The 18341-nt window shown below is 69.0% G+C and carries 17 protein-coding genes and 2 pseudogenes; 5 read left to right on the forward strand and 14 right to left on the reverse strand.

Going from position 1 to position 18341, the window contains the following annotated elements; all coding sequences use genetic code 11:
- Window positions 1–203 precede the first annotated feature (203 nt).
- The 5 genes and pseudogenes from OG758_RS44510 to OG758_RS44530 all read right to left on the reverse strand — a co-directional run.
- Window positions 204–1085: a universal stress protein gene (locus tag OG758_RS44510; protein ID WP_326715120.1), complete on the reverse strand. Its 882-nt coding sequence runs from the start codon at window positions 1083–1085 to the stop codon at window positions 204–206.
- Window positions 1086–1660: 575 nt separating this feature from the next.
- The gene (locus tag OG758_RS44515; RefSeq protein WP_326715121.1) at window positions 1661–2101 is read right to left on the reverse strand and encodes a CBS domain-containing protein; all 441 of its coding nucleotides are present in this window, start codon (window positions 2099–2101) and stop codon (window positions 1661–1663) included.
- Between the two features lie 92 nt (window positions 2102–2193).
- A complete protein-coding gene (locus OG758_RS44520; protein WP_326715122.1) occupies window positions 2194–3183 on the reverse strand; it encodes an Acg family FMN-binding oxidoreductase in 990 nt (329 codons plus the stop codon).
- A gap of 244 nt (window positions 3184–3427) precedes the next feature.
- Window positions 3428–3829 (reverse strand): DUF1918 domain-containing protein, encoded by a 402-nt coding sequence (locus OG758_RS44525; RefSeq protein ID WP_326716243.1) that lies wholly within the window; start codon window positions 3827–3829, stop codon window positions 3428–3430.
- Window positions 3823–5146: pseudogene (locus OG758_RS44530) on the reverse strand (nicotinate phosphoribosyltransferase); the annotation flags it as partial. The pseudogene OG758_RS44530 and the gene OG758_RS44525, both read right to left, overlap by 7 nt.
- Before the next feature lie 173 nt (window positions 5147–5319).
- On the opposite strand from OG758_RS44530, the gene OG758_RS44535 reads away from it, so the two are divergent.
- Window positions 5320–5724, forward strand: a complete 405-nt coding sequence (locus OG758_RS44535) for an Hsp20/alpha crystallin family protein (RefSeq protein ID WP_326715123.1) — start codon at window positions 5320–5322, stop codon at window positions 5722–5724.
- Window positions 5725–5878: 154 nt separating this feature from the next.
- On the opposite strand, the gene OG758_RS44540 is transcribed toward OG758_RS44535, so the two are convergent.
- Window positions 5879–6532, reverse strand: coding sequence for a CBS domain-containing protein (locus tag OG758_RS44540; protein WP_326715124.1), 654 nt, complete (start codon window positions 6530–6532; stop codon window positions 5879–5881).
- Between the two features lie 239 nt (window positions 6533–6771).
- Here OG758_RS44540 and OG758_RS44545 point away from each other — a divergent pair, with 239 nt between their 5' ends.
- The gene (locus OG758_RS44545; RefSeq protein WP_326715125.1) at window positions 6772–7488 is read left to right on the forward strand and encodes a CBS domain-containing protein; all 717 of its coding nucleotides are present in this window, start codon (window positions 6772–6774) and stop codon (window positions 7486–7488) included.
- A gap of 170 nt (window positions 7489–7658) precedes the next feature.
- Here the strand turns inward: OG758_RS44545 and OG758_RS44550 are convergent, their stop codons facing one another.
- From OG758_RS44550 to OG758_RS44575, 6 genes and pseudogenes are all read right to left on the reverse strand, one after another.
- Entirely contained in the window at window positions 7659–8312 is a 654-nt protein-coding gene (locus tag OG758_RS44550) for a CBS domain-containing protein (RefSeq protein ID WP_326715126.1), read from the reverse strand.
- 41 nt (window positions 8313–8353) lie between these two features.
- Complete coding sequence (locus OG758_RS44555) at window positions 8354–8812, reverse strand: cyclic nucleotide-binding domain-containing protein (protein ID WP_326715127.1); 459 nt, start codon at window positions 8810–8812, stop codon at window positions 8354–8356.
- A 635-nt stretch (window positions 8813–9447) separates the two neighbouring features.
- Window positions 9448–9591: pseudogene (locus OG758_RS44560) on the reverse strand (DUF4389 domain-containing protein); the annotation flags it as partial.
- Window positions 9592–9604: 13 nt separating this feature from the next.
- The gene (locus OG758_RS44565) at window positions 9605–10261 is read right to left on the reverse strand and encodes a CBS domain-containing protein (RefSeq protein ID WP_326715128.1); all 657 of its coding nucleotides are present in this window, start codon (window positions 10259–10261) and stop codon (window positions 9605–9607) included.
- Window positions 10262–10270: 9 nt separating this feature from the next.
- On the reverse strand, window positions 10271–10897 hold the full coding sequence (locus OG758_RS44570) for a CBS domain-containing protein (protein ID WP_326715129.1): 627 nt from the start codon (window positions 10895–10897) through the stop codon (window positions 10271–10273).
- A 10-nt stretch (window positions 10898–10907) separates the two neighbouring features.
- Complete coding sequence (locus tag OG758_RS44575) at window positions 10908–11051, reverse strand: hypothetical protein (protein WP_326715130.1); 144 nt, start codon at window positions 11049–11051, stop codon at window positions 10908–10910.
- 535 nt (window positions 11052–11586) lie between these two features.
- On the opposite strand from OG758_RS44575, the gene OG758_RS44580 reads away from it, so the two are divergent.
- The 3 genes from OG758_RS44580 to OG758_RS44590 are packed head-to-tail and all read left to right on the forward strand — an operon-like array spanning window position 11587 to window position 15946.
- Complete coding sequence (locus OG758_RS44580; RefSeq protein ID WP_326715131.1) at window positions 11587–12489, forward strand: universal stress protein; 903 nt, start codon at window positions 11587–11589, stop codon at window positions 12487–12489.
- On the forward strand, window positions 12489–13346 hold the full coding sequence (locus tag OG758_RS44585) for a universal stress protein (RefSeq protein WP_326715132.1): 858 nt from the start codon (window positions 12489–12491) through the stop codon (window positions 13344–13346). The genes OG758_RS44580 and OG758_RS44585 overlap by 1 nt, the downstream gene beginning before the upstream one ends.
- 8 nt (window positions 13347–13354) lie before the next feature.
- Window positions 13355–15946 (forward strand): cation-translocating P-type ATPase, encoded by a 2592-nt coding sequence (locus tag OG758_RS44590; RefSeq protein ID WP_442810392.1) that lies wholly within the window; start codon window positions 13355–13357, stop codon window positions 15944–15946.
- A gap of 95 nt (window positions 15947–16041) precedes the next feature.
- On the opposite strand, the gene OG758_RS44595 is transcribed toward OG758_RS44590, so the two are convergent.
- Both OG758_RS44595 and OG758_RS44600 read right to left on the reverse strand, forming a co-directional pair.
- Window positions 16042–16521, reverse strand: coding sequence for a hypothetical protein (locus OG758_RS44595; protein WP_326715134.1), 480 nt, complete (start codon window positions 16519–16521; stop codon window positions 16042–16044).
- A gap of 186 nt (window positions 16522–16707) precedes the next feature.
- Complete coding sequence (locus OG758_RS44600; protein ID WP_326715135.1) at window positions 16708–18186, reverse strand: glycoside hydrolase family 43 protein; 1479 nt, start codon at window positions 18184–18186, stop codon at window positions 16708–16710.
- Window positions 18187–18341 lie beyond the last annotated feature (155 nt).

Below are 18341 nucleotides of genomic sequence, written 5' to 3' on the forward strand. Positions count from 1 at the left end.
GCGCCCGGGCGAGTGCGAGCGGAGACGGGCAGGGTGTGTCGGCCCGCTACAAGGCCGGACAGCCCCTCTCGGACAGAGGGTGTGGGGACATGGTCGGCTGTCGTCCGTGTGGACGGCCGAGCGAGGGCAGGCCGCGCCAGCTGAGAGGCGTGTGTCTTCGGGCTGCCGGGAGACAGCGCAACCGGGAACCCGCTGTTGCGCGGTCACTCGAAGGGGACGACGGCCACCGGTGCTGCGCTGTGGTGGATCACCGCGTGGGCGACATGGCCGAGATGAGGTGCCAGCAGGGGGCGGCGCCGCTGACGCCCCACGATGACCAGGTTCGCCCCCCGCGCTGCTTGGAGAAGTTCGCCGGCTGCCACGCCGGCCACAGCCCTTTCCGTGACTTGGACCCCCGGGAACCTGGGCCGCCAGGGCCGCAGTAGTTCCGCCAGACCCTCGGAGGCGTGTCGGCCGAGCTCGACGCCGATGTCCGGGTCGGTGATGGCCGCGTATCCGTACGAGGCGGGCAGGGCCCAGCTGTGCAGGACGTGCAGGGTCTCGCCCCTGCGGGCGGCCTCACCGAAGGCGAAGGCGACGAGCGGGTCGCACGGATGATAGATGTCGAGACCCAGGACGATGCCTCCGGAGCCTTGCTCGGGGGTGGCTGGTGCCGATGGTGCCTGCGTGCCATTCTCACTCCGAACCAGGACCACAGGTTGTGTTGCCGCTGCGACCACCGCAAGGGACACCGAACCGATGAGGAAGCCGACAACGCCACCGACCCCTCGCGAACCCAGCACGGTCAGATCGGCCTGGTCCGCGGCGACGGTGAGTTCGTCCCCCGCACGGCCGCGCGCATGCTCGGTGACGACCTCCAGGCCGGGGTGGTCTTTGCGCGCCCGGTCCGCCGAGTCACGCAGCAAGTTCTCGGACCAGACGTCCGTCGACGGGGTGAAGGCCAGTGGAACCGGGGCGACGGGCCACGCCTCCACGTGGACAAGGTGCAGCGGTACGTCACGCAGAACAGCCTCGCGCGCCGCCCATTGTGCGGCCGCGAGGCTTTCGGGGGAGGCGTCCACACCGGCAGTGACGTGGGGAGTCATGGCGGGCCTCCTTGTGGTGCGTCGGGTTCCGGGAACCGGAACCCACACAGCCATACTCCTCGCTCTGCCTTCGATGGGGCAGGGCTGAGAGGGCTTGATCGGGTCCGAAGGACCCATCCGTGCAGGAGCGGTTCGGCCTGCTGGGCTGTGCTTGACCCGCCTGCTGGTTCGATGCCTTCGCGTTGACTTCGGTCCGGGCGAAGGCGACAGCCGGCATGAGATGTATGCAGTGGGCCCGGGCCCACGGACGGGGTTTCCCGACTCCTCCACAGGCAAGTCGAGCCTCCCGTCGGCTGCATCGGGACCGGCGGGCCACGTCACGGACGGTCCGCCCCGTTCACCAGACGGCCTCCCCGAGCGGGATAGCCGCTGTTTAGTCCCGTTCCTGGCCGATGTGGTTGAGCAGGAGCGGGGCCACACTCACCTTGCCGTGCACCAGATGAGCCACGTCTCGGCAGAATGAGGGCGTCCGATACGGCGACGCCTGGCCGGACTTGGGCTGGCTCGCATACGAGGGCGTGACACCCGTCGGTGGGCAGCCCCGGTGCGGAGCGGCTGTTTCCCGAGGGGCCGATTCACGGTTCAACCGAAGCCCCACCTTGAGGCGGAGGTCCGGGCGGCTCCCGCAGTACGCTCCAGGCGATCGGTCCCAGCAAGTCTGCCAGCCGCCGCAAGACGTCGAGGAAGAGATCGTCGATCGTGAGCACGCCCACCGCCTCGCCTGCGTTCAGCACAGGTAGGCGGCGCACGCCGGTGCGGCGGAACGTCTGGTAGGCCACCTGAAGGTCGTCATTGACGTCGACGACTGTCACCGGCGCCGATATCACCGCGTCGACCGGGGTCTCTGGGGTCAGGCCACCGCCCATGCCACGCACGGCGATGTCGCGGTCGGTGACGATGCCGCGGAGCGCTCCGTCCTCGACGACGAGGAGGGAGCCGACGCCTGACTGGGCCATCAGCCGGGTCGCTTCGACCAAAGGGTCGTGGGGCGCGACACACACGGGCGGAGTGGCCATGACATCCGAGACCTTCATGCGCCTCCTCCTTGCCATCGAGTTGCAGCCGTTCTCCGTGCGCCGTGACGCAGAGGTGTGCAGGACCGTCCTTCTCAGACGATGTCGAGCACTTCGGCCACCGGTCGCCGTGGGCTCGGGTGGCCCTCGGGGCCGTAGCCGAGTCGGAGCACCATCTGCACATGGGCCATGGCGGAAAGGGGGTCACGGGCCGCCCATCGGGTTTCCGGCCATTCCAAGGGCTGAGAGGTCATCGAGGCGACGAGGCCGTCCATGGTCGCCTGCAGCAGGACGCGCTGCAGTGCCTGCCCCGCGCGCAGCCAGTCCGCAGGTCTGTCATGTTCCGTACCCAGCAGGGCGATGTGCGGGTTCTTCTCGAAGGATGCCCAGCCACGTTGTGGCATCGGACGGCCGGCGGTGAAGTCCCGCACCGGCGCTGTGGTCCCGAGCTGTCTGGGGCCGAAAGCCTCGGCGGGGACGCCGTCGGCCGCCTCGGCGGGATCGACCGCTTCTGTGCGAGTCCACTGCACTGTTTCACTGCGCAATTCTGGGTCATGTGCTTCCCGACCCTCGGCGTCACGCACCAACTCCACGATCTCCTGAACGTGCCAGGCGCTGGGGAACAGCAACTGCGCGCCCTCGGTGCGGGCCGCGCCGAATATTCGTTCCCTCACGGCGACCGGGATTTCAACGTCACGGTAGGGAAAGCGGCTGGAGTGCCGGCAGGGGATCACCGGGCGCAGGCGGGCGAGTGCCGTGTCAGGGTGTGCGGTACCGCTCAGCTGTACCTCGGCGAGAAGGTTCATGTCGTTCGGGTCGGGGAGCAACCGGACGACTGGCTCAAGCCCCGCCGAAGCGGCGGCCACGCGCAGATTGAACAGTGCTGCGCCGCACCCGAGATGAAGGCCTCGCTTCTCCGGGTCGGTCCGTGGCAATGTGCGCGCCAGGTCGGCGTACAGGTGCAGGACGCCGGTGTTGCGAACGTAACGGAACTCCCAGGGCTGTGCGTTGTGCAACGAGGGCGCCGCACATGCGCTCTCTACGAGCGTCGTGACAGTGTCCGTATCGATGGTTTGCGCAGTCACGGTGGCTTCCCTTCCATGCCCGGTGTGCCGACCTCGGCCGGGAGGCAGCCGTCTCTGCACCTGATCACCGGCCGAGCACCTCGGTCCGCATTCCGCTTCCAGTTTGTGCCCCGCGTGCAGCAGCGTGGCAGGGCCGTATGGGCCGGACTCGGGTCCAAGTGGCCTTCCCGCTCACTTGAGTGAGCGGCTTTCATGACGGTCCGGCGGGCTCATCCGAGGCAACATGACCAGGAACGGCCTGCGTTCACTCGCTCCGGACATGGTCGTGGGCGGCCTGAGGTGTGACGGGCGCCGACGGTATGTCGGTGACCCTGTCCATGGCGACCGGCTCACTCGCCAGGTGCCGGACATAGGCATCCGGTCCGGGAAAGTAGAGGGTCACGCGTCCATCCTCTGCCCAGCGCACGTCGTAGGGCGGGCTGCCGTCGCGGTGGTGAACGCCGACGACTTCGCCGTCCCGCGTGACAACACCGGCCGTGGTGCCGCGCACGACGATCTCGTCCCCAGCACGGGCGTACACGGTGGTGCGACTCGGCGTCGGTTCGGTCCTTGGCGTCGCGCGGTGGCTTTCCCGCGTGGAGGCGGGTGTCGTCATTGCCTCTTCGACTCCTCGATGCGACGGCGCGGCAACGCCTGTCGAGATCATCCTGGCCTCGATGTCCGAGCGGACCCTCGTGGTCAGTTCCTCCAGCGCTGGGGAACGGTCCGCGCGCCCCGGTTCGGGGTCGTGGATCCGCCGCGCCGACGGCGGCAGCGCGTCGGTGTCCTCGCGGAACCTTTCGCGCGCGTCCTGCCAGCGGTCCGGTGGCCCTGTTCGCCTACCGTCACGCATCACCGTGTGCAGTAGTGGCCGTGCCGAGTCCGGTGCTTCCTCCCAGGACAGAGCGACGACGTCCGGGTGCCCGGCGCGCCGGTACACCTGTTTACGGCCCGGGGCCGTGACCTTCGCCGAGGACAGCTTCATCACGGGGCGGCCGTCGTACTCGACGAGCTTGTACGCGGCGTCCAGGTACGGGGCGTCCGCGGCGACGCCGACGCGGGTGCCCACGGCGAACACGTCGATCGGGGCACCGGCGTCCACGAGTCGGGCCACGCCGTACTCGTCGAGTCCGCCACTGGCCACGATGCGCACGTCGAGCAGTCCGGCATCGTCCAGGATGGCTCGTGACCGGCGCGAGAGGGCGTCCATGTCGCCGCTGTCCAGGCGGATCGCGCAGCCGGGGCCGCGCCGCAGGTCGCGCAGGACACGGGCCGCGACTCCCACGCCCACCTCGGTGTCGTAGGTGTCCACGAGAAAGGTGAGGGGGCCGGGGTGGCAGCGCGCGAAGGCACGGAACGCCTCTTCTTCACCGGTGAAAGTCTCGATGTAGGAGTGCGCCATGGTCCCTGAAGCCGGGATACCGAGGGCCGTGGCCGCGGCCACGTTGCTGGTTCCCGCGAAGCCGACCATGGCTCCGAGACGGGCTGCCTGAGTGCCCGCCCACGGACCGTGCGTCCGGCGCAGAGAGAAGTCCACCACAGGCCGTCCGGCCGCCGCCAGGACGCAGCGGGCCGCTTTGGACGCCACCACCGTCTGATGGCAGAACTGGTTGAGCAGGTACGTCTCGACGAGCTGGGCCTGAGGAAGTGGCGCGGTCACCTCCAGCAAAGGCTCACCGGCGAACACCACATTCCCCTCCGGAACCGCGCGCACCTCACCCTCGAAGACGAGACCGAGGAGGGGTTCGAGGTCCCGTACCGGGCGGTGCAGCGCGGCGGCGAACTCGTCGACGTCTTCGCGCTCGACACGGTATTCGGAGAGGAAGTCCAGGGCGGGCTCCAGGCCCGCCGCGACCAGGAAGCCCCGGCCAGGTGGGAGGTCCCGGACGAAGAGGCTGAAGGTGGCCGGGGCCCGCATGTCCTCGCGTAGGTAGGACAGGGCCATGGTCACTTCGTAGAGATCGGTGGTGGTGACGCCGGACATGGTGATCGCCGCCGAGATGTCGTGGTTCCCTCCCCATCAGTCTGGTCGCGGGAGCGCAGGAGAGAAGGGACTTCCGGGCCCCGGGCTTGGGCTGTTCGGCCTCAGCGCGGGGGGACCGGTCGCGGTGCACTGGAGGTGTCGGCCGACGCGACGAGCGCCGAGGAGGTAGAGCGATGGCCACACTGACACGCAAGCAGAAGTTCCAGTTCCCGGAAATGCCGGACTGGTTCGAGACCATTCCCGGCAAGTTCACGATGCCCGCGGTCCGTATCGAGGACTACATGGAGGACGACCGCTACGTCATGCGTGCCGAACTGCCAGGCATGTCCACCGAAGACATCGATGTTGTGATCAGTGACGGGTTGCTGACGGTCCGGGCGGAACGCATCGAACGAGACGTGGACAAGAACCACAGCGAGATCCGGTACGGCGAGTTGAGCCGCAGCCTGACTCTGCCGTCCGGCGCTGATGAGGACGACGTCAAGGCCGACTACACCAACGGTCTGCTGACCGTCAGCGTGGGCCTGGGTGCCGAGAAGCCAGAGGCCCGGCATGTCGAGATCCGGCATGGCACCTGACGTGACGTGTCAACGAAGCGGCAGCGGGTCCTGAAGGGCTCGTTGCTGCTTCGTGTGCCCCACTGCCACCGTCAGAGGAGCCAGCAATATGTCCCGGGGCCAATGTGTCGCGGGCCGGGCGCCGTCTCCCGGGGCCGGGCGCGGGGAGCCCCACCTACTCCGCGGTGTCGCGCGCGAGGTCGAACCGCACATCGACGACTCCTTCGACGGACCGCACCAGGCGCGCGGCCAGGGGGACCATGGCGGTGTCGTGAAGGCGGCCCGTCAGGGTGGCCACTCCGTCATGGACCTCCACCTGAAGGGTCGAGGCCGGGGGCGGGAAGAGGTGGGACACGATGTCGTGCCGGATCTCATCGGCGATCTTGTCGTCCCCGCGCAGGAAGACCTTGAGCAGGTCGGCACGGCTGACGACACCCGCCAGCAGACCTGCCTCGTCCACCACGGGCAGCCTCTTGACCCCCTCCTGCGCCATGGTGCGCGAGGCCTGGGCGAGCGTGGCGTCGGCTCGGATCGTGACGGCGGGGGAGGACATGAGGTCTCCTGCGGCGAGGGCGTCGGCCTTGGCCACGTCGACCGGCTGACGCAGCTGGAGGTAGGCCGTGTCGGGGTTGTCCCTGAGTTCCTCCTTGGGCAGCAGGTCGGCCTCGGAGACCACGCCGACCACTCGTCCCTCACCCTCGATCACAGGGAGGGCACTGATCTGCCAGTCCTGCATCAGCTGCACGATCTCCTTGAACGGGGCCCGCCGCCCGACCGCGGCGACCGTTTGCGTCATGACATCGCTGACGATGTGCGGGGTGCCATCCATGATGACTCCGAAAGGTCTGCGTCGGTCCTGCCGATTCCAGCCTGTGCCGGTGGGGGGAGGGCCGGCCAGGGGCCACCTGGCCCCTCGAGCGGGCCGTACGGCCTGGACGGCCAGTGGGTGTCCACGCTTGGCGCAGGGCCGGCGGTTCAGCGTGTCGGGCCCACTCGGCCCATGGCCCGGACGGGCTCGAGGCCGCAGCCTGAAAGTGTCCGAGACGGCACCGAGCCCGGGAGGATGCCATGAACGGCACTCCGATCCTCGTGAACGACGTGATGACGGCCCGGGTCGTCGCACTTCGGACGGGCGCGGCCTTCAAGGACATCGTGAAGGCCATGCGCGAGTGGCGGGTCAGCGCCCTCCCGGTGCTGGACGACGCCGGACACGTGGTCGGCGTCGTCTCCGAGGCCGACCTGCTGCCCAAGGAGGAGTACAGCGGGGGAGATGTCGGCCGATACGGGCAGGTGCAGGATTTCGCGGAGGTCCGCAAGGCGGGCGCGGTGACTGCGGGCGAGTTGATGACCACGCCTGCCGTCATGGTGGCGCCGGACGCCACCCTCGCCCATGCCGCCCGTGTCATGGCGCGCAACAGGGTTAAACGGCTGCCGGTCGTCGGCCGCGACGGGACACTGAACGGCATCGTCAGCCGCTCCGACCTGCTGAAGATTTTCCTGCGGGACGACGAGGCCATCGGCGAGGAGGTCCGGCGGGATGTCGTCGTACGGCTCTTCGGCACGCATACCGAAGCGATCCGGTCCGACGTCCACGACGGTGTCGTCACGCTTGCCGGCCGGGTCCACGAGACCGCCCTCATCCCGCTCGCTGTCCGCCTCGCACGGGCCGTGCCGGGTGTGGTGGACGTGCGTTGCGCGCTCGTCGGTCTGCCCCGCCACCCGGACCTCGACCCCGACCTGCCGGACACCGACCTACCGGGCGCGGGCCGGGCCGTCACGCCCTGAGGGAGGCCGTCACCACATGACCGTCAGCACACGACAACGTCAGCACACGACAAGATGTCTCGCCCCGCGGTCGGCTCCGCCGTCCGGGCCGCAGGCGTGACGTGAGTCGCTGATCATTCCGCGCTGATCATTCCGAGCGCTCACGAGCAGCTTCAGGTCCCCGCGCAGCTTCATGTCCCGTCGTCGGCGGTGAGCCGGCAGTCCAGGCCGACGATGCCTTCGACGCCTCGCACCAGTCGTGCGGCGAGCGCAATGCGGGTCGAGTCCTGCACCCTGCCGGTCAGGGTCGCGACGCCGCCGACCACTGTGATGTGCACGGGCTCGACGGGGGCCGGGAACAGGACGTCGAGGACGTCGCGCCGTATCTCGTCGGCAAGGTCGTTGTCCGGGCGCAGGAACACCTTCAGCAGGTCGCCTCGGCTGACGACGCCTTCGAGCACACCCTCGGCGTTCACGACGGGCAACCGCTTGACGTGCCGGAGCGCCATGATGCGTGCCGCCTCGGCGAGTGTGGCGTCGGCGTGGACGGTGACGGCCGGAGTGCTCATCAGCTCCTCGGCGGACACCGCCCCGGCCTTGGCCATGTCGGCCAAGCGGTGCAGCTGGGTGACCCGGTCCGGATCGCTGTCCCGGAACTCCTCCTTCGGCAGCAGATCGGCCTCGGACACCACTCCGATCACCCGGCCGTCGCCCTCCAGCACGGGAACGGCACTGACCTTCCACTGCTCCATGCGTTCGACGAGGTCCTTGAACTGGGCCTTGCGGCCCACGGCGATGACGGCGCGTGTCATCACGTCACTCACATGGTGGGGGCTGCTGTCCATGTTCTCCTCCTCGGAACGGCGGCGATGCCGGGTCACGGCAGTCATTCCAGAACGCCACTGCCGTGAGGGGCGTAGAGGTCGAGCAGCCGGATTCGGGAGGCGTGCAGCCTGTCGGCGACAACGAGCCCGACCCACACGGCGATCACCCGGCCGAACTCGGGGTCCTCGGAGCACGCCGCCCGCACGGCCTCGGCGTCGAACTCCCAGGTCCGCACCGGGCTCATCGCCTCGGCGCCCAAGTGCCAGATGTACGGCGGGAAGTGCCAGGACCAGCCGACCAGTTCGCCGTGCCCGAGCGTCTCGATGACGGCGGGCCGGCGATCGGGTACGCGCAGGTCCAAGGCTACGGTGCCGGTCCGCACGATCCAGAAGCGGTCGGCGCGCCGACCCTCCTCGAACAGGCGGGCCCCGGCCTCGAAGGAGGCCTCATGGGCGAATTGCATCAGCCTTTCGCGGTGCCCGGCGGGCAACGCCGCGGTCGTCGTGGTGGCGGTAGTCATCGCACCGGTTCCCTTCATCGCTCCTGCTCCCAGCGTGGGCGTGCCAGGCACCCGGCACCACGGGCCGCACGGGTCCCACGGTGGGTCTTTCGGCCCCGGTGCACATCCACGACCCACCGACGAGAGACGCGATGAGTTGGGCCATCCGGCACACACAGGAGGGTGGGGCCAGACTGGTTGCACGGGTGCCGCGCATGCCGTCGAGCCGAGCGGGCTGACCGGGTGGTACGGGGTTGTGGTCGGCGCGGGGTTGTCGCAGCGGGCAGGTGGCCGGGATGCGCTGCTCGTACCGTCGATCGGAGTGGTCGGCACGACGAGAGGGTTGCTGAAGCGGGCAGGGGCCGACATCATCCTCGACGAGGCCGGGCCGGTTGAGGCATTTCCATACGCATTTCCGTATCTGTGCCGGGACAGGACCACGGGGGCGGGGCCGTGAAGTCCCGGTGGCCGCTGCTGCACCGGCATCGGCGGATGCTGTTGACAGAATCCTCGGGCTGAAACCGGGGGATTCTGGCCGTCCCGCTGGTTGCTGTGCCGCTACGCGGCACGGCTTCCTGCGGGGATTCCGTGGCTTCCTGTCTCTTCGCGCTGTGCCAGAACGGGTTCTGGTCTTACCGGCGCTACGACCCGCGCGGTACGACGGCGAAGGCTGTCCAAAGGAAGAACAGCACGATGTAGTGCGGGACGGCGAGGACCCATTTGACCAGCCACAGCCACCGGGAGAGGGGAGCGTCCAGTCGGGCCGAGGCGATGACGGGATGGGAAGGGCTCGGCAGCATGGTGGTCAGCTACTCAGGTCTCTACGGTGTCGTCTACGGCGTAGCCGAGCAGCTGCTCCACCGAGACCACGCCGTCCACGGTGCGGCAGAGCCTTTCGATGACCGGGATGAGGCTCTTGAACTGCACTGTCCCGCGGAGTTCGACGCGACCGTCGGCCACCTCGACGGCGATGGCGGCAGGGCCCTGGCGCAGGGTGCGGTCGAGGATGTCCACCGTGATCTCGTGGCGGATCGCGTCGTCGTCACGAAGGAAGATACGCAACAGGTCGCGTCGGCTGACGATGCCGATCAGCGTGTCCATCTCGTCGACGACGAGGAGGCGTTTCACGCCCTGCGCCTCCATCAGCCTGGCGGCTTCGGCGACGGTCCAGTCCGGTCCGGCGCATACCGGGGGAGCAGACATCAGTTCCTCGGCACGCTGCGCTGCTGCCTTGTCCTCTCGCCATGCTTCCCGTTCGGGCAGCGACCGGAAGTAGTCGCCTTGCCCTGCGGACTTCTGGAGGAGGTCCCCTTCCGAGATCAGGCCGAGGGGATGCCCCGCGGAATCGACGACCGGGACTGCTGACACCTGGTGTTCGGTGAGTGTCCGCACGGTGTCCTTGAAGGCGGTGTTCTGGAGGACAGTGATGACCTCCCGGGTCATCAGCTCGCTCACTTTTCGATGCCTCACGGTCTTCTCCTACCGTTCGGTGGCCTTCGGCGAGCCGACCGGCATGTCGTCCCGCTCGTAGTCGAGCCGATTGATCACTTCCACCACTCCGTCGACGCTGTGGCACAGCCGCACGACGACAGGGATGAGCATGCGCCGTTCCACCGTGCCACTGAGGGTCACCACGCCATCGTTGACCTCCACGGACAGCGCCGAAGGGCTGAGCTGGAGCGTGCGGGTCAGTACGTCTTCGACGATCTCTTCTCGGATCGACTGGTCACGGCGCAGGAAGAGTTGCACCAGGTCGCTACGGCTCAGGACCCCGATGAGCCGGCCGGCGGCGTCCACCACGGGCAGTCGTTTGACTGCGTGTCTGCGCATGACACGTGCCGCACGGACGACGCTCCATTCGGGTGCGGCTGTGATGGCCGGACTGGTCATGATGTCTGCTGCGGTGGTCGCGCCGCTCCCGGCCACACATCGGTGGAGCAGGTCGGCCTCCGAGACGACACCCACGGGCCGTTCGGACTCGTCCACGACGGGCACGGCGGTGATCTCGAACTCGTCGAGGAGCCGGGCGATCTCCTTGAACGCGGTGCCGCGCTGGACACTGACAGCCGTCGGGGCCATCAGGTCGGCGACGGTGCGGTGCCTCATCGTCGTCCTCCTAGGGGACTTCGACGTCGGACTGTGTGGTGACGTCGAAGTCCCCTGAACCGTGCGTGTGACACGCGTCAGGCAGGGCCGCGTCGGGAACGGACTCCTTCAGGTGGACGATCCCTTCCGAAGCGTGGACGTGCACCTGGTCCATGGCTCCTCCTGGAACATCGGCCCTACGTCGAGCCTGGGTGTCGTAGGGCTTCCTGAGGTAGGGCCGTCCGGGGTCCACCGGGGGCTGACCGGTCCCGAGTGGACAGAGCCCCGGCGGTCACAGTGGGGGATGAAGCCGGCGTGGCGGCCCCTTTCGTCGTGCGTCAGCTGCGAGCAACCACTGGGGCTGTCGCATGTCATGCCGTGTGAACGGCTTCGCGCCATCCTTGGAATAGGTGGAGGTGGCGATAGGGGACAACTTGGCCGGTCAGCGTTCTCCCAGCTTGATGTCCTTCACCAGGGCACCTCTCGTCGCTGCACCGAGCTACTTGCGATCGACGACCGTCATCGCTTGCGAGAAGGATGATTGTCCGGAAGCGTCCTCGGTCGGACCTTTCGCCAGGCGTGGGGGCACAGCCTGGCAAGAACCCGGGACCTTTGGCCCCAGCAGGCCCCAGAGCGGCCCTCTCGTCGCGGAGGCCCGCAGTGCCAGCCTGAGAGTCGGGGTCCGCTTGGCGGTTCTCTTAGGAGGAAGCATGGATGGCGCCACGAGCAACCCGGAACTCGGCTCTGTCATAGTCGGGGTCGACGGATCCAAGCCGGCCCGCCAGGCAACGCTGTGGGCAGCGGCCGAGGCTGCGCGCCGCAAACGCCCGCTCCACATCGTGTACGGGGCTGACACGGACACCCGGGCCCTTTTCTTCTCGGTGGAGAGTCTTGAGCGCGTCCGCCAGGCGGGCCGTGAACTGCTGGATTCCACGGCTGCCGCGGTAACGGAACAGTTTCCCGGCCTGCCGGTCAATACAGAGTTCAGCCGCAGCGCTCCGGTCCCGAGTCTCCACCGGTCCGCGGGACTGCACGGCACGATCGTGGTGGGCAGCCGTGGCGCCGGCGGATTCAGCACCCTCATGCTCGGCTCGGTCGGGTTGAAGGTTGCGGCGGGCGCGAAGACGCCCGTCATCGTCGTCAGAGGCATCGACAACGGTGCCGAATCGGGGGTGGTGCTCGCTGCCGTCCGCGATGAACACGACCTGGACACCACGCGCTACGCCGCCCGTGAGGCCGAGCTTCGCAAGGGCTCGCTGCGGCTGTTGCACGTGTGGAGCATCCTGCAGTCCGCCGGGAGTGTCGTGAGCTTTCTCGACGACGTGAAGGAGATCGCGGGCGAGCACGTCCATCATCTGAACGCGGTGGCGGACCAGATCCGCGAGGAGTTCCCGGACCTCACCGTCCAGGTGCAGGCTGAGAAGAGTACGTCCGTCGCTGGGGTCCTGGTTGAGGCCTCGCACCAGACGGACCTGCTGGTCATGGGTGGTCGGCGGTCACCCAGCTACCTCGGACGCACCCTCGGGCATGCGACACACAGCCTGCTCCACCACGCGCACTGCCCCGTGCAGCTCATTGCACGCCACCAACACGAGCACGGGAGCGGGTCGTGATGGACACGGGCGCACGCGATGAGATCGTCGTCGGCATCGACCCCGCCCGGGACTGGCGTCTGCCTCTGTCCTGGGCGGTGGACGAGGCCCGACGGCGCCGGTACGGGCTGCGACTCGTCGCTGCCGTACTCCCGCAGCACAGCACGCACCACGTCGACGACACTCCGGGCAGCATGGCCCTGAACCAAGCCGCTTCGGATGCCCTCAGGGCTGCTGTCGCCTGGAGCAGGGAGCGCCACACGGAGGTCGAATCCGCCGTGGAACTGGTCGAGGGGTTTCCTGCTCCGGCGATGGGGCGGATGTCCAGGCAGGCCCGCATGATCGTCCTTGGTTCGCGGCACCTGGGCCGTACGGCGGAGTTCTTCAGTGCGGGTTCTCTCGTTGTCCCCGTCACGGCGCAGGCGCACTGTCCCGTCGTCGTCGTGGGGGACGCCGAGCACGTGACACAGCAGCCGCCCTACCTGGTGGTAGGTATCGACGGGAGCGAATCGTCGAAGGCGGCCCTGGGTTTGGCGCTCGAAGAGGCAGCCCTCCGAGGAGCTGAGCTGCATGCCATATCCGTGTGGCAGCCGCCGGTGTTGCTTCCCCACGACGAGGAGTCGGCCCAGCAGGCCCAACGGCGGATGCTGTCGGAGGCGACAGCCGGATGGTCGCAGAAGTACCCGGACGTCGTGCTGCGGCACGAGGTGCTGGCCGGGCATCCGGTCGAGGTGCTCGCCGGTGCCGCCGAGCACGCACTCGCCCTGGTCCTGGGGCGACGCGGTAGGGGTGGCTACACCGGTATGCGTCTCGGATCGGTGGTTCACGGGTTGCTGCACCGGGCCCACTGTCCGGTGATCACGGTTCCCGTCGTGTGAGGACCGCCGTGACGACGCCCGCCACTCAGCAGGCACCCGCTCCCGCGAGATCTCGCAGGGGGCTGACGGCCGCGGAGGCAGTGCGCCAGCTGGCTGAGTACGGCCGCAACGAGGTGGCGGCCGCGAGGACCGTCCCGCTGTATGCCAGAGTGCTCACGCAATTGCGGGATGCGCTGATCCTTGTGCTGCTGGGCGCCGTCGTGCTGACCCTCGCGATCGGCGACCACGCCGATGCGGTGGTCATCGCGCTGGTGATTGTCGTGAACACCGCGGTCGGTGTCGCGCAGGAGGTCCGGGCCGACAACGCGGTGGCCGCACTGTCGGCCCTGTCCGCCCCCAACGCCCGGGTGCTTCGCGACTTCGCCCCGGGGGAAGTTCCCGCCGCAGAAGTTGTGCCCGGCGACGTATTGATCCTCGGTGAAGGTGACATCGTCGCCGCCGACGCCGAACTCGGCGAAGCCGCTGCCCTGTTGGTCGACGAGTCCATGCTGACTGGTGAGTCGGTGCCCGTGGACAAGGTCCCCGGGGCCCGGCTCAGCGCCGGGACCGTCGTCGCACGGGGGCGAGGCGTGGCCACCGTGACGGCCACGGGAGCGGCCAGCGCCCTTGGCCGCATCGCCGCGCAGCTCGACGCCAAGCGGGAGCCGACTCCCTTGCAGCGCCGTCTCGGTGCCCTCGGCCGTGTCCTCGCCGCCGTCACCCTGGGTCTCTGCCTGGTCGTGTTCGGGCTCGGCCTTGTCCGTGGAGTGCCGGTCGCCACGATGGCGGTAACGGCGATCAGCCTCGCCGTGGCGGCCGTACCGGAATCACTTCCGGCGGTGGTCACCCTGGCCCTCGCGTTGGGAGCGCGGCGGATGGCGGACCGGCACGCCCTGGTGAGACGGCTTCCGGCCGTGGAGACATTGGGTTCGGTGACGGTGCTGGCCACCGACAAGACCGGCACCCTCACCGAGGGGCGCATGGTGGTCCAGCACGTATGGACGCCACGCTGCACGTTCGACTTCTACGGTGTCGGCTACGAGCCGGAAGGCGACATCCGGATTGAAGGCAAGCGCCCGACTTCCGACGAACTCGACTTTGCGCGTGAGCTGTTGACCGTGACTTCCCTCTGTAATGACGCCGGGCTGCGCCCACCTCAGGATTCCGCGGACAAGAACCTCTGGACCGCGGTCGGTGACCCCATGGAAGCCGCGCTCCTGGCTGCGGCGGCCAAAGCGGGGTGTGCGGACCGAGCCCGTCTTGTGCGTGAGCGCCCGCGAACGGACGAATCGCCCTTCGACAGCATGCGTCAGCGGATGAGCACCCTGCACACGACACCGTCGGGCCAGGTACTCGTGTGCCTGAAAGGCGCGCCGGAAGCGGTGCTGCAAACGACTGTTCTCGCAGACACCACAGATCTGCTCCGCGGCGCCCGGCAGGAAGCGACATTGCTCGCCGCCCAGGGGTACAGAGTGCTGGCGGTAGCCTCGGGAACACGGGACGACCTACCGCGACACCCGGCCGAAGCGGAATCAGGCCTGCGTCTGCTCGGCCTCGTAGCGATCAGCGACCCGCCCAAGCCGCACGCGACCGCCACCCTCGCCGCCTGCCGTGCGGCAGGCGTCACACCTGTGCTCATCACAGGAGACCACCCCGCCACGGCCCGGGCGATCGCGAAGCGTGTCGGACTGCTCCACAGCGACCACGCGCAAGAGCACGTCGTCACCGGCCCGGACGTAGCCGCCGGCCGGGTCGCCGACCTCACCGCGGTCAGGGTGTTCGCGCGTACGACCCCACGGCAGAAGCTCGCCATCGTCGAGGCCTGGCGATCGCGCGGCGAGATCACCGCGATGACCGGTGACGGAGTCAACGACGGCCCAGCCCTCAGGCAGGCCGATATCGGCGTTGCCATGGGCCGGCGCGGTACCGAGGTCGCGCGACAGGCCGCCGACCTCGTGCTCACCGATGACGAACTCGCCACCGTCGTCGCGGCTGTGGAGGAAGGCAGGCGCGTCTACGACAACATCCGCCGATTCCTCGTCTACGGGCTGGCGGGCGGCACAGCGGAAATTCTCGTGATGCTGGCCGGCCCTCTGCTGGGACTCACCCTGCCACTGCGGGCAGGGCAGATCTTGTGGATCAACCTCCTCACCCACGGACTGACCGGTGTGGCCATGGGAGCCGAACCGGTGGTGCCCGGTGCCATGCACAGGCCCCCACGGCCGCCCGGTCAGCAGATCCTCGGCGGCGGAGCCTGGCATCGGATGCTCTTCCTCGCGACAGTGGTCGCCGCGTCGAGCCTCTGGGCCGGCGTCGTGGCCCGGCACTGGGGCCTGCCCTGGCAGAGCGTGCTCTTCCTCGCTCTCCTGGCGACCCAGCTCGGTGTCGTGCTGGGTCTGCGTACGCGCCTGCTGACTCGCCAGAACCTCTTCCTGCCGCTGTCGGTACTTGCTTCGGTCCTGCTCGCCGGGGCCGCGCTCTACATACCGTTCCTGCGATCGGTGCTGGAAACCGAGCCCCTTGGCTGGGCCGGCGTCGGTCTCGCTGCAGTCGCTGCCGTCACCGGATGTGCAGCGGCCCGGCTCTCGAGAGCGGTATTGCGGACTCCGCCGCGTCGATAGTCAGGGGTGTTCCAGCGTTCCGAACTCCGCGTATCGCACTGGGCGGTGGAGAGCGTGTAGGAGAAGCGGGGCACCGCGGTCCGGGTACGTCAATTTTAACGGCCCTGTCTCACATTCGGTGATGACGGAGCGTCGTCGATGTCGTTGACACTCGCGTGCGAAATGTCAACGAGCTCGTGAGTATGGTGTTTTCGGGGCTGGGCGCCCTGATCACCGAGGATGTGCTCGACGAAGCAGAGCTCCTGCAGCGTCTTCCGCTTGGCGCTCATCGCCGCGCCTGCCGCATCACGAGCCGAAGCCGCGTGCCCGGAGCGCAGACCGTCGGGTCGTCGGTGCACTGCTCGCAGTTCTGTGTGGTCGAGTTGCGGGGGATGGGCGTGGTGGATGGTGCAGGGGCGGCAGCCGCGCGGAAACCAGTGGCGTTCGATCTCGGCGCGCTCGCCGAGGACCACGGATGTTCCGCGGCAGAGGGCAACGGTGCACCACACGCACGTCTGGGCCCGCACATGCGGCTCGGACAGCGTGGTGGGGTCGGGCGCCTGTAGTAGCTGGCGGACGGCGCTGTCGCTGGTCATGCACGCAGGGTCCCGCCCCCAACTCACGGCGGGAGTAGCCAAGCTGTCGGCGCGCGCCGGTGTCGGCGGGCGCCGCCACGGCCTCGGTCCGGGAGGTGCCGACAGCGGTGGCTAACGCCAGGATCAGGCCCGCCACCCATCCGGCGCGGCGTCTGCGGCCCGTGCTTGTCTCCTGCGAGGTCCCTTTCACTGTTCGAGCGGCTCGTAGCGGAACCAGTCGAAGTGTGCGGTGCCGGAGCCTGCGTACAGGCCGATAACGCGGCCGGTGAACCCGCCGGCCACCTCGGTCGACAGATAGCGGCCGTCGAGGGTCGCGAGGGCGGTGAACGTGCCGTCCTGCTCCTCGACCCCGAACGCGAGCGTGTCGGGACCGGTGCGCGCGTCGCGCGGGGTGTCCGTGGGGGTCACGTCGACGCCGAGCACGATCGGTCCGCCGTCCGTCGCCCGGGACGTGGAGGCCACCACGGTGCGCAGCGGTCCGACGCGGGCGATCACTCGTACTTCGGCGGCGTCGGCCTCGATCTCGTAGTGGTGCTGCTCGTCGAGCCGGACCACTAGGCCTCCGGTGCCGTCCGACGGGTCGAGGTGGGCGCGGACGCGGCAGGAATGGTGCTGCTGCCGGTGGCCGACGAAGGTGACGTCGGCGGCGTCGGGGCCGTCGCCGAGGGCGTGCAGCGTCAGTCGGCCCGGCTGTTCCTTCGTGGTGCAGTGCCGCGGGGAGCGGTGGCGGAGCGAGATCCAGGAGGGCCGCAGATCGGCGTCGTCGAAGTCGTCCGTGAAGCATTCGGCGGAGTCGGGCGCGGGGTCGTCCGTCGTCGGCGGGCCGACGACCGGCCAGCCGTCCTCCCAGGTGACCGGCGCGAGGAAGGTCTCGCGGCCGAGCACGTGCCAGCCTGGGGTGCCGCCGCGCGGCCGCACCCCGAGGAACACCATCCACCACGTGCCGTCGGGTGCCTGCACCAGATCGGCGTGCCCGGTGTTCTGGACGGGTTCGTCGGTGCTGCGGTGGGTCAGGACCGGATTGGCCGGACAAGGTTCGAAGGGGCCGGTGGGCGCGGGGCCGCGGGCCACGGACACGGCATGCCCGCGCTCGGTGCCGCCCTCGGCGATCAGCAGGTACCAGTGGTCGCCCACGTGGTACAGGTGCGGCGCCTCCGGGGCCTTGGCGCCCGGTGTTCCGGACCACAGCGGGCGCGGCTCGCCGAACGTCTCGCCGGTGTACGGGTCGATACGGACCTGGGAGATGCCGGCGACCGTGACCCAGCACGCGCCGTCCTCGTCCCAGGCGAGATCCGGGTCGATGCCGGGGACGCCGGGCAGTGGGACCGGGTCGGACCAGGGGCCCGCCGGGTCAGTGGCGGAGACGAGCAGGTTGCCGCCGCCCTCGCTCACATTGGTGGTGATGAGCCAGAAGCGGCCGTCGTGGTGGCGCAGCGTCGGCGCGTAGATCCCGGCCGAGGAGGGTGTGTCCCAGGGCAGCCGCAGCTGGCCGGGCCGGTCGAGGACGTTGCCGATCTGCCGCCAGTGCACCAGGTCGCGACTGTGGAAGAGCGGCACCCCGGGCACGTACTCGAAGCTCGAGCACGCGAGGTAGTAGTCGTCGCCGACGCGGCAGACGCTGGGGTCCGGGTGGAACCCGGGGATGACCGGGTGTGGGTCTGCCATGCTGTTTCTCCACGGTGTCGAAGCGCTTCGATTCGCGGGGAGGATATGCACGGGGGTGACGGCGCGCAAGGGGTTGAGCAGGACGCAACTGGGCCCTGAAGTCCCTTCGTACACGCGGGACTTCAGGGCCACACATCATCGATGCGCTTCAACTG

This window comes from Streptomyces sp. NBC_01474 (genome assembly GCF_035918215.1).
GTDB lineage: Bacteria > Actinomycetota > Actinomycetes > Streptomycetales > Streptomycetaceae > Streptomyces > Streptomyces aureus.

Bases quoted from the DNA above. Each gene is read 5' to 3' on its own strand.
- OG758_RS44510 (WP_326715120.1), bottom strand. From the start codon at position 1,085: ATGACTCCCCACGTCACTGCCGGTGTGGACGCCTCCCCCGAAAGCCTC.
- OG758_RS44575 (WP_326715130.1), bottom strand. From the start codon at position 11,051: ATGGACCAGGTGCACGTCCACGCTTCGGAAGGGATCGTCCACCTGAAG.
- OG758_RS44600 (WP_326715135.1), bottom strand. From the start codon at position 18,186: ATGGCAGACCCACACCCGGTCATCCCCGGGTTCCACCCGGACCCCAGC.
- OG758_RS44570 (WP_326715129.1), bottom strand. From the start codon at position 10,897: ATGAGGCACCGCACCGTCGCCGACCTGATGGCCCCGACGGCTGTCAGT.
- OG758_RS44525 (WP_326716243.1), bottom strand. From the start codon at position 3,829: ATGATCTCGACAGGCGTTGCCGCGCCGTCGCATCGAGGAGTCGAAGAG.
- OG758_RS44535 (WP_326715123.1), top strand. From the start codon at position 5,320: ATGGCCACACTGACACGCAAGCAGAAGTTCCAGTTCCCGGAAATGCCG.
- OG758_RS44555 (WP_326715127.1), bottom strand. From the start codon at position 8,812: ATGACTACCGCCACCACGACGACCGCGGCGTTGCCCGCCGGGCACCGC.
- OG758_RS44540 (WP_326715124.1), bottom strand. From the start codon at position 6,532: ATGGATGGCACCCCGCACATCGTCAGCGATGTCATGACGCAAACGGTC.
- OG758_RS44580 (WP_326715131.1), top strand. From the start codon at position 11,587: ATGGATGGCGCCACGAGCAACCCGGAACTCGGCTCTGTCATAGTCGGG.
- OG758_RS44595 (WP_326715134.1), bottom strand. From the start codon at position 16,521: ATGACCAGCGACAGCGCCGTCCGCCAGCTACTACAGGCGCCCGACCCC.
- OG758_RS44545 (WP_326715125.1), top strand. From the start codon at position 6,772: ATGAACGGCACTCCGATCCTCGTGAACGACGTGATGACGGCCCGGGTC.
- OG758_RS44515 (WP_326715121.1), bottom strand. From the start codon at position 2,101: ATGGCCACTCCGCCCGTGTGTGTCGCGCCCCACGACCCTTTGGTCGAA.
- OG758_RS44585 (WP_326715132.1), top strand. From the start codon at position 12,489: ATGGACACGGGCGCACGCGATGAGATCGTCGTCGGCATCGACCCCGCC.
- OG758_RS44550 (WP_326715126.1), bottom strand. From the start codon at position 8,312: ATGGACAGCAGCCCCCACCATGTGAGTGACGTGATGACACGCGCCGTC.